Origin of the sequence: Pseudoalteromonas sp. NSLLW218, from assembly GCF_015864775.1 — a bacterium.
In the GTDB taxonomy this organism is placed as follows: Bacteria; Pseudomonadota; Gammaproteobacteria; order Enterobacterales; family Alteromonadaceae; genus Pseudoalteromonas.
Genome location: NZ_JADYWO010000009.1, coordinates 184,994 through 199,683, shown reverse-complemented (window position 1 = coordinate 199,683; position 14,690 = coordinate 184,994). Strand labels below are relative to the sequence as shown.

Sequence of the window (14,690 nt, the reverse complement as noted above, 5' to 3'; positions counted from 1 at the left end):
CGAGCGGCCAAAGGGATCAGACTGTAAATCTGACGGCTCAGCCTTCGCTGGTTCGAATCCAGCTCCCTCCACCACTTCTCCTATATTCCTATATTCCTATATTCCTATATTCAGTAACATCAAAACACCCATTGTAAACTCATACCATTTTGTTTTAACCAATTAGAGGATGTTTTGTAATCGGGAAAAAACGTCTCTACCCGTTGCCAAAAAGCTTTGCTGTGGTTTAAATACTTTAAGTGAGCAAGTTCATGAACAATCACATAATCTATAGCGTGGTAAGGGGCGCCTATAAGATGTAAATTAAAAGTGAGTTCTCGCTTACTATTACAACTCCCCCACTTGCGTTTATAAACACCTATTTTTAAATCATTTGGCAACTCTTCACCCATTAGAGTGCAGAAATACGCTAAACGCATTTCTATGTATGCAATAAGCTGCTCTTTTAAATAAGTTTCTAATAGCTGCTGGTACTTTTGAAAGTCATTTTTAACTCGAGGAGATATTGTAATTAGTAAGTGTTCATCATTCGAGGTTACTTTAGAATATTGACCTGGCTCTAATCTCAAATAAATCATCTCTGAAAAAACACTGATTTTTTTAGATTTGAAGGGATACTGCTTAGTGTCATCAATTGACGATTGTTTTTTTAATTGCTCTGCAACCCACTCTTGTTTGTCAAATAACCAAGTATCAATGTGTTTTTTTGCAACAAAATGTGGTGCATACACAGTTACCTTGTGGCTATGCACCTTTATTGCGACTGTTTTACGTCTAGTACTCTTTTTCAGTTGGTATTCAAACACTATCTAAACTCTAAATATTGTATTCGTTTATATAATCCATATTACCATCAATTTTAAACCTATAGGTATACAGCCACACTTAGCCACTAATCCACTTTATTATAATGGACTATAAATTGAAGCGTCTGTTTTCTTAAGTTAAAAAAATAAAAAACACCTCATTTACTTTACTAACAAAATAACAAACAAATCGGCTAAATAGTCGTTACTTAATAGCGCTATTAGAAATAACGGTTTATTTATTAGTAAATTAGATTAAACTTGTAAAATAAAGATTATATTTTGAGCCGTTATGCTATCAGCTTTCTTCATTACAGACCAAGATCCAAGCCTAATACTTAACGGGGTTTACGATCCCCTTCTAGTGTCAATGTCTGTATTAATAGCCATTTTTGCTGCTTTTTTTACTACAAAGCTCATTGATTTAGCAAAAGAAACTAAATTCCCTCGTTATCAGCGTTTGGCAAATATAACTGCAGCAACTGTATTTTCTTCTGGTATCTGGAGTATGCACTTTATAGGTATGCTAGCTTTTTCGCTATGTACTAATATTAGCTACGATCCAACAATCACACTACTTTCTTTTATTCCTGCATTACTTGCTTGTCAGTACGCTGTATCAATGCTTGTAAATAGTAATGGAAACTTTAGAGTACTTAGCATTTGTTCCATTTTATTAGGGGCTGGTATTGGTACAATGCATTACAGCGGTATGGCTGCAATGGAGCTTGCTCCTATGTTACGTTATGACCCACTAACATTTGGCCTATCAATTTTAGTTGCCGTCGCTCTTTCGTTTATAGCATTATATAGTCGCTTTAATCTTGATAAGTTCTTTCCAAAGCTATCACACCTACAAAACCGAGCCATCAGCGCTATAATATTAGGCCTTGCTGTGGCTGCTATGCATTACATGGGAATGGCATCTACACGCTTTGTCGCAACATCTCCTCTTTTATATGACGACGTAAATGCTTCTGCTGGGCTCACCTTTATAGCTATTGCAGTCGCTACTGCAACGGTTGCTATTACAAGTGTAGTAGCGGTGCTAAACGGTATGGTCAGATATAAAATGTTGCTAGAAGAAAAGTCTGCCGACGAGTCACGACTAAATGCAATTCTAGGCACAGCAATCGATGGTATTGTAACAATAGATCATACTGGTATTATTTTGAGCTTTAATGAGTCAGCTAGCAAAATTTTTGGTTGGCATGAAAATGAAGTACAAAATCATAATATTAAAATGCTAATGGATGATGCTATCGCGACACATCACGACAGCTATCTTTTACATGCTAAAAATGTTGATTTAGGTAAAGTAATTGGTGTTAACCGTGAAATTTTTGCTAAACACAAAAACGGCCACTTATTTCCAATTCGATTAGGCGTCGGTGAAGTTAATCAACCAGGGCAAGACCCTCTTTACGTGGGCTTTATTACAGACTTAACAGAGCAACGCGCTTTACAAAAAAGCCTTGAAGAAAAAGAACAAAAGTACCGCTCCTTGATGGATAACATGCCAGGCGTTGCTTTTAGATGCCAATTTGATGATAACTGGACCATGCTTTTTATTAGTCCAAGCATCAACGAATTAACTGGCTATAACCCGAATGAATTCACTGAACACTGCATTGAATTTAACGATTTGATTTTAAAGTCTGATCAGCAGCCTATTGTAGATGCTGTAACAAAAGCAGTAGAAGAAAAACGCCAGTATTCAATCGAATACAGGATTCGCCACAGAAACGGTAATATCTTATGGCTTTTAGATAAAGGCAGCATCGACTTTGATCCCCAAGGTCAAGCAAAGTGGATTGATGGTGTTTTAGTTGATATTACTGAACGCAAAGAATATGAAGTAAAACTAGAGCAAGCTAAGTTTAAAGCGGAAGAAGCGGCTTATGCAAAGCAATCTTTTATGGCCAACATGAGCCATGAAATCCGCACACCAATGAATTCTATTATTGGGTTTAGCGACCTATTAATGGACACTCCTCTTGATCAGGAGCAGCAAAAGCATTTAGTGACCGTAAATAATGCAGCTCGCTCGTTGCTTAGGCTGTTAAATGAAATACTCGATTCCGCTAAACTAGAACGCGGTAAGCTTACTATTGAGCCAGTGCACTTTAATTTAAAACCAGTAATAGACAGTATTATTTCTACTTTCTGGTTAGAAGCTAAAAAGAAAGATTTAGACCTTAAGCTCCACATTAAAGAATCAGTAAGTACGACGTACTACGGCGATCCAGATCGACTTAGACAAGTACTCACCAACCTGATTGGTAACGCTATTAAGTTCACCGAAAAAGGCTCTGTTACCGTAACTGTTGGCATGACACAAAATCAGCATCTGTTTTTTGAAGTACAAGATACAGGTATTGGTATTGCAAAAGATCGTATTCAAGCAGTGTTTCAACCTTTTGAGCAAGCCGATGGTACTACTACACGCCGCTTTGGTGGCACAGGTCTTGGTACAACCATAAGCAAACAACTGGTAGAACTTATGGGTGGAACAATAAACTTGGTAAGCGAATTAGGTAGAGGCACCTGCTTTTACTTTTCATTGCCGCTTGCTATAGGTGACGAAACTAAAATAGATCATTTTGATGGTCTACACACCCAGTTACCAGCTCTTAGAATATTGGTAGTTGACGATATTGAACAAAATACAGAACTACTTTCTTTGCTCCTTTCGCGCGACCAGCATGCCGTTACCAAGGCATCAAACGGGCTCGAGGCGATAAAAGTATTTGAAGAACAAGACTTTGATGTCATTTTAATGGATATACATATGCCATTGTGTGATGGCATACAAGCAACGCAAAAAATAAGAGCAATAGAAAACCAAAGACAAATTAAGTACACACCAATTATTGCGCTCACTGCCAGTGTACTACAGCAAGATAAACTAACCGCTAAAAAAGCAGGCATGAATGGCTTTGCTAATAAGCCTATTGATATAAACCAACTAAACCAAGAAATAGCACAAGTCCTTGGCCTCGGTATTGCAAAAGAAATGGTTATATCGCAAAGCGATCCTAAAGCACAGCATATAGATTTTGAAAAAGGGTTAGCACTGTGGGGCTCTAAGTGTAAGCAGCTTACCGAAATCACTAAATTTATTAGTGATAGCAATAAGCGGTTCGAAATATTATTCAGTGATAAATTATCAAATATAAAAGATGCTGATAGTCTCATCCACACTCTTAAAGGTGTTGCTGGTAATTTGGGCCTAATAACGTTAATGAAGTTATTAGCCGATTTAGAGCAAAAGCAAAGTGATACTAAAGTTATTAGTATTTTAGACGATATAAAAAGCGAGCTAACTGTTATATCGCAACTACTCTCATCAAATACTTGCGACAAGCCAAGCAGTAAGTCTGAAGATAATAGTTTAGACACACTATCAATAGATGAAGTTAAGTCATTGTGTGAAATACTTTATAAAGATGCACAAAACGCAGAGCTAAATGATGAACTACTAGCAAAACTACAACGCGGTGCCCCTTCATCTTTTCAAAATGAAGTTAATGATATAGCCGAAGCCTTTGATGAATTTGATTTTGATAAAGCACACGTAATACTAGAAACCTTGCTTGAAAAACTAACAAATAATGAGTATTAATTAATGGATTTTACGACAGATAGGCCACGGGTATTAATTGTTGACGATGAGCCTGCAAATCTAAAAGTAATGCGCGAAGTGTTAGGTAATCAGTATCGTATGTCGTTTGCTAAATCGGGTGATGCCGCACTGGCACTACTTGAAAAAGAACTACCAAAACTAATTCTGCTAGACATAATGATGCCAGATATGAATGGTTTTGAAGTATGTCAACGAATAAAAAACAATCCAAAAACATCACATATCCCTATTGTTTTTGTAACCGCGCTAGGCGATGAAAGCGATGAGTTTAAAGGCTTTGAGCTTGGTGCTGTAGATTATATCACCAAACCAATAAGCCCTGCTATTGTAAGAGCTAGAGTTAAAACTCACTTATCGCTAGTGCAAGCTGAACAACTAAAACAAGCACATGTTGACTTAGTACAACGCCTAGGCCGTGCTGCTGAATATAAAGATACCGACACTGGCGAACATATAGTGCGTATGAGCCAATACAGTAAAGTTTTAGCATTAGCGCTAGGTATGGATGAGCATAGTGCAGAGCTTTTACGCCAAGCCGCCCCAATGCACGATGTTGGAAAAATAGGTATCCCTGATGCTATCTTACTCAAGCCAGGAAAGTTAACTTCTGAAGAGTTTGAACATATGAAGAAACACGCCATAATTGGTGCACAAATATTAGCAAATTCTTCATCGCCATTATTACAACTTGCGCATACACTTGCAATTCAACACCACGAAAAATGGGATGGCTCAGGCTATCCTAACGGGATCAAAGGCGAAGAAATATCAATTGAAGGTAGAATTGTTGCCGTTGCTGATGTTTTTGATGCTCTGACTTCAAAACGCCCTTATAAAGAAGCGTGGAGTGTAGAAAAAACAGTTTTGCATATGCAAGAGCAAGCAGGTGCTCATTTTGATCCCGCTCTAATCGAACTATTTGTGAAAAACTTAGACGATATTCTTGCTATAAAAAATGCGAATCAAGAAAGCTAATTCTTTTTAGCGCTGTGAGAGCCAAGCTCAACATTTGGGTAATAAGACTTTATATAACGATAGTCATGTGACGTAATTTCATGGCTATTACCACTCTCATCTTTAAAGTACATAGAAAACGTTACACCATGATCTGCTAAAACTGCTTTTACATTTAAACCCTCAAGATGATTGATCCATTGAATAAATTGATCCCCTGAGGCCAAAAATGCAATCCCTTTACTACGCCCCTCACCTTCAAAAAGTGCTAAACGAGTTGTTGAACTAGTATCTTCAAGTGTTAAAGGGCCGCGTCCGTCCTCATCCCAAAAGGCAAGCTCGGGTACTACACTAAAACCTAAAACACGCTCATACCACTTAACGGCACCAACCAAGTTATCAACATTTAAATGGCAATGATCAATCCCAGATAACTTAGGTATGCTTGTATTATTCACGTCACTCGCCTATTTCTGACTTTAATTGCTCTAAAAATTCATGCATGTACGTTGTACGCCTATTCGCTTCTGCTTTAGCTGATGGCGTATTCATGCTGTCGGCAATATGTAATAACTTTATGAAGAAGTGATCAAGCGTGTATTTTTTATCATCAGCCTCGCGTTCAACACAAAAAGGGTCTTCTGGATTGTACAATAGCCGAGAAATTGATCCGCCTACTTTCATGCAGCGACTCACCCCAATAGCGCCCAATGCATCCATTCTGTCAGCATCTTGTACTATTTGCGCCTCAACTGTTTTAATTTTTATATTTGCGCTGAAGCTATGCGCCGCAATAGCATGATGAATCTCATCAAAAAGTGACTCGTCATAATTAATAGATTTTAAAAATCCCAATGCCTTATCGGCTGCCATAGTAGAGGCTTTTGCACGATCAGGGTGATTTTTAGCAACTGCCACGCAATCGTGCATCCACGCTGCAGGTAATACCACCGACATGTTTGCCTGCTCTGCATTACATAGCTGTATTGCAACACGTACCACGCGTTCTATATGGGTAATATCGTGAGCTACATCGGCATGCACTAAAGAAGTTATAAATTCTCTACATTGTGAATTAAGTATTTTTAAATCGGGGCTTAAAACGGCGTCAGGCACTATTAGGTTCCAAAAGCTAATGAATCGGTAAATTATCCGTACTTTACCGTGCTTTATGCCCCCCTTGCAAAACATTCATTGTATGTTGCTCGCTGCTTGACTAAAATACAGCGCTTATTTATTACTACTGAGAAGCCTTATGTCATCTGCCGTTTACCTACAAGCTGGTCGCGATAAATCATTAAAAAGAAAACACCCTTGGTTATTTTCAAAAGCCATCAAAAAAATTAAAGGTAAACCAGGATTAGGCGACACAGTAACGATTCACGACAGTGAAGGTAAATTTTTAGCAACTGCTGCTTATAGCCCTCACTCACAAATTCGCGCACGTGTTTGGAGCTTTGACGAAAAAGAAATCATCGATCAAAACTTTTTTGAACGCCGTTTACGTCGTTCATTAGAAGCACGTAGCCAAGTAATAGAAGAAGGCGGATTAACAGGGTTTCGATTATGTGCCGCTGAATCTGATTACTTACCAGGCGTTACAATCGATAAGTTTGATAACGTATTAGTGTGTCAGCTACTAAGTGCGGGTGCCGAGCGTCATAAAGGCGAGATTGTTGGCGCGTTGATGTCTATTTTCCCGGGTTCTAGCATATACGAACGTTCAGATGTAGAAGTACGTACTAAAGAAGGCTTAGAGCCAATAAAAGGCGCTCTTTGGGGTAATGAACCAACACAGCCAGTACTTATTGATGAAAACGGTTTTAAAATTGAAGTCGATATAATCGACGGACATAAAACGGGCTTTTATTTAGACCAACGCGATAGCCGTGCCGCACTTGAGCGTTTTTCAAAGGGTAAAACGGTACTTAACTGTTTTAGTTATACAGGTACATTTTCGTTGTACGCTTTGCGTGGTGGATGTGAGCATGTAACTAACGTAGACGTATCTCAGCCAGCGCTTGATACTGCAAAACGTAATGTTGAGCATAATAACTTAGATTTAGATAAAGTGAGCTTTGTTAAGCAGGATGTATTTAAGTTACTACGCCAATACCGCGACGAAGGCAAACAGTTTGATACCATCGTAATGGACCCACCAAAGTTTGCTGATAATAAAGCGCAGCTAACAGGTGCGTGCCGTGGTTATAAAGATATCAACATGATAGCCATGCAAATACTAAAACCAGGCGGAACATTACTAACATTCTCATGTTCTGGTTTAATGGAACAAAACTTGTTTCAAAAAGTAGTCGCCGATGCAGCTCTTGATGCAGGTAAAGACCTACTTATAATGGAGCGATTAAACCAGGCAGCTGATCATCCAATTGCTGGCAGCTACCCTGAAGGCTTTTACTTAAAAGGCTTAATCTGTAAGGTTTTTTAATATCTACTATTGAGTTTAACTAGATTCAACTTAGTTAAACTCAATAATTTCAAGACCTGCTGTTACCGTGCCATCATCTTCTTTGCTGGCACGTATTACTTTTGCTGTTGCATTTAAAGGCGCAATACTTGGGTGAGTTGAATCAATGTTCACCGTCAGTAATGTATTAGGTTCAAGTAATTCATCTAAATGAATTGATAAACCTGTTGCACTTAAATCCACGCACTCTGCGGCAAAACTTAAACCCGCTATGGGTTCTATCGTCGTTAAATTTGCAGGTGTATTGATCTGCATGCGTCTAAAATTTCGCTTATCATCAGTAAACATACGTTACCTCTAAACAACCGTGTTAATTTCTTCCAATAAAGCACCCACTGAAAATGGCTTTACAACATATGCATTGCAACCAGCATCAAACCCTGCTTGCTTTTCAGATGGAGACTCAAGGCCCGATACCATAACAACAGGAATATTTTTTGTCTCAGGTGTGTGCTTAAGCATTCGGCATGTATCATAACCATCAAGACCTGGCATACAAACATCAAGCAAAATTATATCTGGCGGACTCGCGATTGCCGATGCAAGGCAGCTTTGCCCTGAATCTGCATAACTAACATCAAATTTCGACGCCAGTGCTGCTTTAAGCATTTCAAAATTAAAATACTCGTCGTCTACCACTAAAAGTCGCTTTGTTTTATGTTCAATCGATGAGGACATAACTATGTCGCTTCCTTTTCAAAACAAAAATAAATCCTCCTATTAAGGTACTAAGCTTAATAGAAAATGCAAGTTTTATTCTATCTCTTTTATCGCATTGAGTACTCGCTTAGCCGAAATTGGGTAAGGAGTTCCAAGTGTTTGAGCAAATAGCGACACTCTTAGCTCTTGTTGCATCCAAAAGATAGCGGTTACCTCTTGTGGGATAGGTAACCCTTTAGGCGTTTTATTAACTACCTTTTTGTACTCTTGAGCAACTTTATCGAGCTCTAATACGCATAACCTATCACGATTTGGATCCACAGGTAGTTTTTCTAAACGTTTTTGAATCGCTTTTAAATAACGAATTAAATCCGTTATTTTCTCTGCGCCATGCGCGCTCACAAAACCTTTAAATATAAGTGACTCAAGCTGTGATTTTATATCGCCATGCGCAGTTATCATGGTTAAATCAACGCGCCCTTTCATTTTTTTATGCAGTGCGTGCGCAATACTTAATACTTGCTCAACTTGCGTTGCAATCGATACAACTGAGTCACCGAGCTCACCTCGTATTTGCTCTTTTACTGTTTCAAATGCTTTTTCATCGCGTATATCGCCGTGTTTCACAAATAAGCTATCAACACCTGCGGCGATACAGTCATCAATTAAATCGGCTATTTTACCAAATGGGTTAAAGTACAAACCCAGCTTTGCCTTATTTGGTAAATTTTGTTGTAAGTACTTAATTGGCGACGGCACATTTAACAATACTAAACGGCGCAAACCTTGTTGATGCGCTTGCTGCGCTTTTGCTTCACTATCAAAAAGCTCTACTGCAGCGGCTGACTTTTTATCCACCAGCGCAGGGTACGCCTTTATTTCGTACTGACCTTGTTTTTTAACATATGACGCTGGCAGCTCACCAAAGTCCCATTGTGTTAGGTCTGATTTTTCAATGCCTTTATCGGCTACTTTAGACAACGTTTCGGTTACTTCACCTTGCAGCTCTGCTTTAAGCTTGGCTAAATCAAGTCCACGGGCAAGTAACTTATCGTGTTCATCACGTACTTCAAACTGTAATCGCAAATGCGGCGCAAGGGCTGTTAAATCCCACGCCTCCATATCAACTCTCACACCTGTCATTCTTAATAAACGCGTAGCTAAAGCATCAATTAAGCCCCCTTGCATTGGCTCAATGGCTGCAAGCACTGCATCTGCATAATTTGGTGCTGGCACAAAATTGCGGCGCAGCGATTTAGGCAATGACTTTATAAGTCCACTTATTAGCTCATGTCTAAATGCAGGTATGTGCCAGTCAAAACCACTCTCTTGTACTTGATTCAACAGCGCTACCGGTATTTGTACCGCAACACCATCAACCTCTTGGCCTGGGTCAAAATGATAAGCAAGTGGTAATATAATATTGTCTTGCTGCCATGTGTCAGGGTAATCAAACTCAGTAATATTACTTGCGCCATGCTGCATTAACTCTTCACGAGTCATATGTAAGTAATGTTTATTTTGTTGTTTTTGTGTTTTATACCATTTTAAAAATGCAGCGCGGTTATTAATTTCTTTGGGAATTTTTTTATCGTAAAACTCAAATAACGTTTGCTCATCAACTAAAATATCACGGCGACGCGACTTATTTTCCAGAACTTGAATATCTTCTATTAACTCACGGTTAAATGCTAAAAAGCTCTCGTTTAAACCCAGCTCTTGCTCAACTAACGCGGTGCGTACAAAAAGCTCTCGGCTTACTTTTGGGTCAATATTGCTATAAACACAGCGGCGTTTATTTACAACAAGTAGGCCGTACAAAGTTTGCTGCTCAAACGCGATTACCGCACCTGGCTTTTTCTCCCAATGAGGTTCTGTGTAGCTACGTTTTACTAAATGCTGTGCTAATGGTTCTACCCAGTTAATGTCTATTTTTGCATTTGTGCGGGCATATAATTTACTGGTTTCTACCAGCTCTGCCGACATAATCCATTTAGGACTCTTTTTAAATAAACCTGAACCCGGAAAAATATGAAACTGACTATTACGTGCACCTTTGTATATTTGTTTATCATCTTTAAAGCCAATGTGGCTCAGCATTCCGCTTAATAACGCTTTATGAACAAGTTCGCCATCAGCCGCTTGGCTGGTTGCTTTCATGCCCATTTCGTTACACACAGTACTTATTTGATAAACAATATCTTGCCACTCACGTAAACGCATATAGGCTAGGAAATCTTTTTGACACAGCTTTCTAAACTGGCCGTTAGTTAGCTCGCTTTGCTGCTCTTCTAGGTAATTCCATAAGTTTAAAAAAGCGATAAAGTCTGAATCTGGGTCGTCAAAGCGACCGTGTTTTTCATTGGCTGCAGCACGTTTTTCTTGCGGGCGTTCGCGTGGATCTTGAATCGACAGCGCCGCCACAATAACAATCACTTCACGCAATGCGCCAAGTTTGTGAGCTGTGAGCACCATTTTAGCTAAACGAGGATCAACCGGTAATCGACTTAGCTCTCTACCCGATTGAGTTAAACTCGTTTTACTATCACTTTTGTCTGGCTTTACGGCTTGTAGTTCTTCTAATAACGATAAACCATCACTTATATTACGGCTATCTGGTGCTTGCACAAACGGAAATTGCGCCATATCACCAAGCCCGAGTGCCAACATTTGCAAAATAACTGAGGCTAAGTTAGTACGCAGTATTTCAGGGTCGGTAAACTCTGGGCGCGATAAAAAATCATCCTCAGAGTACAAGCGTATACAAATACCCGCTTCAACACGTCCACAACGACCCATACGCTGATTAGCACTTGCTTGCGATATAGGTTCTATTGGCAGGCGCTGAACTTTTGTACGATAACTGTAGCGGCTTATACGCGCAGTACCTGGGTCTATTACATAACGAATACCCGGCACAGTTAGTGATGTTTCGGCGACGTTAGTCGATAAAATAATATGACGACGAGAATGCGGTGCAAATATACGGTTTTGCTCTGCGTTAGATAAGCGCGAGTAAAGTGGTAATACATCAGTGTGTTTTAAATTACGCTTGCTAAGTGCATCAGCGGTATCGCGTATCTCACGCTCACCATTTAAAAATATTAGTATGTCGCCTGGGCCTTCGGCGCATAGTTCATCTACTGCATCAAAAATACCTTGCAGCTGATCGCCCTCGGCTTCCATATCATCTTTATTAATATCAGTCGTTGGGTTGTAGCGCACGTCCACAGGGAAAGTACGACCCGATACTTCTATAATGGGCGCATCATCAAAATGCTTTGAAAAGCGCTCAGGATCGATGGTCGCAGAGGTAATAATTATTTTTAAATCAGGGCGTTTTGGAAGTAGGTTTTTTAAATAACCCAAAATAAAGTCGATGTTTAAACTACGCTCATGCGCTTCATCTATAATGATGGTGTCGTATTGATTTAAAAATCGGTCTTGCTGAATTTCTGCCAGTAAAATACCGTCAGTCATTAGTTTAACGTAGGTATTATTAGAAACCTGATCGCTAAAACGAATTTTAAAACCGACTTGCTGACCAAGTTCACATTTCATTTCTTCAGCAATACGGTTAGCCACGGTTCGCGCAGCTAATCGTCGTGGTTGCGTGTGGCCAATTAAGCCATCAACACCGCGGCCAAGCTCTAAACACATTTTAGGAATTTGCGTTGTTTTACCAGAGCCTGTTTCACCGGCAATAATAACCACTTGGTTATTTGCAATGGCGTCTTTAATTGTTTCCTTTTTTTGACTTACTGGCAATTGCTCAGGGTAAGTCACTTTAGGAAGACCCGCTAAGCGCTTAGCTCGCAGTTCTTGGCTACGGGTTATATCAGCCGCTATTTTTTCAAGCGCGTTGGCATGCTTGTTTTCATCGGTTATTTTTTTTACACCATGTAAGCGTTTTTTAAAAATAAATTGATCTTTTTTTAAGCACGTTTTTAGCTCGCCAAACAACTGACCTAGGTTAACCACCCGCATACCTTATAAAATTTTAATAATAGAGCATTAATTGTATCAAACTAAATGCTCAGGGTTAATCCTACAAAGCGCATAACTGCCCAGATATATGTACCTATCGGTTATTCGTCGTTAAAAATTCCCACATAAGTCGCTTGTGTGTTCGATTTACTCGCGCGATACATGCCCGAGGTATTAAACGGTAAGCTAATATTTCCCTTAGTATCAATGATAATAACGCCGCCAGTCCCACCTATAGGCTTAAGCACACCGTTTATAACTTCATCTCCAGCTTCAGCTATGGTTTTATCTTGATACTTAACACGCGCACATATATCGCTCGCTACGTTATAGCGAATAAAATATTCACCATGACCTGTTGCCGATACTGCGCACGATTCGTTTTCAGCAAATGTTCCAGCCCCTATTACTGGCGCATCACCCACACGGCCATAACGTTTTGCGGTCATACCGCCTGTTGATGTACCAGCTGCTAAATTACCGTTTTTATCAAGTGCCACGGCACCAACCGTGCCCATTTTATAGTTATTAGGTAATGCTTTGTGCGCGGCTTGGTACTCTTTACTGGTTGCTTTGGCTTCATCTAATTTTTGTTTTGCTTTTAAAAGTGCTTTGTAACGAGGCTCAGTATCAAATAAGTTATTTTCAATAAGCTCAACGCCCTGCTCTTTAGCAAACTCCTCAGCGCCTTGGCCGCTAAGCATCACATGCACGGAGTTATCCATTACCAAACGTGCTAATTTAATCGGGCTCTCAATATGTTTTACACCTGCAACAGCGCCGGCTTCACGGTTTCGACCATCCATTATAGATGCATCAAGTTCATGCCCGCCATCGTAAGTGTATACCGCTCCGCGTCCTGCATTAAAATAAGGCGATTGCTCTAATACTGTAATGGCCGCTATCACCGCATCTAAGCTTTCACCGCCTTGGTGCAATACTTTATAGCCTGTCTCTACTGCTTCACTTAATTTAGCGCGGTACTGTTTTTCTTGAGTGGGTGTAAACCGTGCTTTTTCGATGGTCCCTGCCCCACCATGAATCGCAATGGCAAATGGAGTCTCTGCTGCTAATACGCTATTACTTAAAGCAAAAAGGCTGCTCGCAAAAATTGCTAATAATGGTGTTTTCATAATAAGTTCTTTTATGGGGAAGTTATAAACTAATGTGAATGGTTGAGAGCTTAATTTCAACTAAAGTGAGTTTAATGGCATAAAAAAAGCGCCTTAAGGCGCTTTTTAAATTTAACGTGTTTGTAATTAAGCTTGTTTTGCTTTTAAACGCGCTAAACGTGCTACTTGATGAGTAGACGTTAAGAAAGAATAAATTGGTGCTAAGTAACCACGTTTACGAAGCTCTAAGAAATCAGCATCGCTTAATTCGTTTAGCTTTTTCTCATCGATAAGGTAAATACCGTTGATGTCTTTTTTCTCGCCTTTAATGTCTACTGTTAGCGTTTGCGCAATTAGTAGCTCTTTATCAGCAAGAAATTTAGTGAACGCTTCAGTTACTTGAGAAAACTCAATAAACGATACAAGCGCTTCTTTACGACGTTTTAGGTAATCTGTTTCTTCGCCGTTTTCAAATAATGCGTTACCTTCGTCTTCACCAACAAGCGCACTTGCTTCGTCAATTACGATACCGTATTGATCTTGATCTGGGTGTTTAACTAAGCCCAGTGGGTAACGAGTAGATGCCATAGGTGCAAATGCTGCAGTCCATTTACCATCTTCTACAAAAAGGTTTTCGCCTGGCTCTAAGCCAAACATAGCAACAGCTTGAAAAGTGCCGCTTTCGTTGTTTTTAACGAATGACATTGGAAACTCGTTTGCTACACGTGCAAACTCATGTGCAACTACTGGCACTAAGTGTTGAGTTTTCATGAATTCTACATTGATGCCGTTTTGAATTTTAGTGTTGGCATGTTTTTCGTTGTGTAAAGGCTGTACTTGTTGCTCCGCCATGTTACTGCTCCGTTTATTTTAATTTATATGTTTCATTGTTAATGCCTTTAGGCTAATGCTTTTGAGCTAAAAAAGGAAGGGAAACTTTTATGACAACAACCATGAAAAAATAAAATTTAACTAAATCTGAACGTTGCTAAAAAACATACAGCTAAAACTCATAAATTTTGTGCAAAAACAACACACTT

At 39.4% G+C, this 14,690-nt stretch carries 11 protein-coding genes; 3 read left to right on the top strand and 8 right to left on the bottom strand.

Annotated features, from left to right (window positions below):
• Nucleotides 1-119: 119 nt before the first annotated feature.
• Nucleotides 120-791 carry a M48 family metallopeptidase gene (locus tag I6E80_RS15450; RefSeq protein WP_197185914.1) on the bottom strand — a complete coding sequence of 224 codons (672 nt, stop codon included), beginning with the start codon at nt 789-791 and terminating at the stop codon, nt 120-122.
• Between the two features lie 307 nt (nt 792-1,098).
• Here I6E80_RS15450 and I6E80_RS15445 point away from each other — a divergent pair, with 307 nt between their 5' ends.
• Nucleotides 1,099-4,431 (top strand): MHYT domain-containing protein, encoded by a 3,333-nt coding sequence (locus I6E80_RS15445; protein ID WP_197185912.1) that lies wholly within the window; start codon nt 1,099-1,101, stop codon nt 4,429-4,431.
• 3 nt (nt 4,432-4,434) lie between these two features.
• Nucleotides 4,435-5,427 (top strand): two-component system response regulator, encoded by a 993-nt coding sequence (locus I6E80_RS15440; protein ID WP_170072970.1) that lies wholly within the window; start codon nt 4,435-4,437, stop codon nt 5,425-5,427.
• Here the strand turns inward: I6E80_RS15440 and I6E80_RS15435 are convergent.
• On the bottom strand, nt 5,424-5,864 hold the full coding sequence (locus I6E80_RS15435) for a VOC family protein (RefSeq protein WP_197185911.1): 441 nt from the start codon (nt 5,862-5,864) through the stop codon (nt 5,424-5,426). The two genes, I6E80_RS15440 and I6E80_RS15435, sit on opposite strands and share 4 nt — an antisense overlap.
• Before the next feature lies 1 nt (nt 5,865).
• The gene (locus I6E80_RS15430; protein WP_170072969.1) at nt 5,866-6,522 is read right to left on the bottom strand and encodes an HD domain-containing protein; all 657 of its coding nucleotides are present in this window, start codon (nt 6,520-6,522) and stop codon (nt 5,866-5,868) included.
• A gap of 139 nt (nt 6,523-6,661) precedes the next feature.
• Between I6E80_RS15430 and I6E80_RS15425 the strand changes: the two genes are divergently transcribed.
• Nucleotides 6,662-7,852 carry a class I SAM-dependent methyltransferase gene (locus I6E80_RS15425; protein WP_024597851.1) on the top strand — a complete coding sequence of 397 codons (1,191 nt, stop codon included), beginning with the start codon at nt 6,662-6,664 and terminating at the stop codon, nt 7,850-7,852.
• 30 nt (nt 7,853-7,882) lie between these two features.
• Here I6E80_RS15425 and I6E80_RS15420 read toward each other — a convergent pair whose 3' ends face one another.
• The 5 genes from I6E80_RS15420 to I6E80_RS15400 form a co-directional block, all read right to left on the bottom strand.
• A complete protein-coding gene (locus I6E80_RS15420) occupies nt 7,883-8,179 on the bottom strand; it encodes a PilZ domain-containing protein (RefSeq protein WP_024597619.1) in 297 nt (98 codons plus the stop codon).
• A 9-nt stretch (nt 8,180-8,188) separates the two neighbouring features.
• On the bottom strand, nt 8,189-8,569 hold the full coding sequence (locus I6E80_RS15415; RefSeq protein WP_024597850.1) for a PleD family two-component system response regulator: 381 nt from the start codon (nt 8,567-8,569) through the stop codon (nt 8,189-8,191).
• A 75-nt stretch (nt 8,570-8,644) separates the two neighbouring features.
• Nucleotides 8,645-12,532, bottom strand: coding sequence for an ATP-dependent RNA helicase HrpA (hrpA, locus tag I6E80_RS15410; protein ID WP_197185910.1), 3,888 nt, complete (start codon nt 12,530-12,532; stop codon nt 8,645-8,647).
• 107 nt (nt 12,533-12,639) lie between these two features.
• Nucleotides 12,640-13,671 (bottom strand): isoaspartyl peptidase/L-asparaginase family protein, encoded by a 1,032-nt coding sequence (locus I6E80_RS15405; protein WP_197185909.1) that lies wholly within the window; start codon nt 13,669-13,671, stop codon nt 12,640-12,642.
• 126 nt (nt 13,672-13,797) lie between these two features.
• A complete protein-coding gene (locus tag I6E80_RS15400) occupies nt 13,798-14,502 on the bottom strand; it encodes a SapC family protein (RefSeq protein ID WP_002961447.1) in 705 nt (234 codons plus the stop codon).
• Nucleotides 14,503-14,690: the final 188 nt, after the last annotated feature.

Bases quoted from the DNA above. Each gene is read 5' to 3' on its own strand.
- I6E80_RS15415 (WP_024597850.1), bottom strand. From the start codon at position 8,569: ATGTCCTCATCGATTGAACATAAAACAAAGCGACTTTTAGTGGTAGAC.
- I6E80_RS15420 (WP_024597619.1), bottom strand. From the start codon at position 8,179: ATGTTTACTGATGATAAGCGAAATTTTAGACGCATGCAGATCAATACA.
- I6E80_RS15425 (WP_024597851.1), top strand. From the start codon at position 6,662: ATGTCATCTGCCGTTTACCTACAAGCTGGTCGCGATAAATCATTAAAA.
- I6E80_RS15405 (WP_197185909.1), bottom strand. From the start codon at position 13,671: ATGAAAACACCATTATTAGCAATTTTTGCGAGCAGCCTTTTTGCTTTA.
- I6E80_RS15400 (WP_002961447.1), bottom strand. From the start codon at position 14,502: ATGGCGGAGCAACAAGTACAGCCTTTACACAACGAAAAACATGCCAAC.
- I6E80_RS15445 (WP_197185912.1), top strand. From the start codon at position 1,099: ATGCTATCAGCTTTCTTCATTACAGACCAAGATCCAAGCCTAATACTT.
- I6E80_RS15440 (WP_170072970.1), top strand. From the start codon at position 4,435: ATGGATTTTACGACAGATAGGCCACGGGTATTAATTGTTGACGATGAG.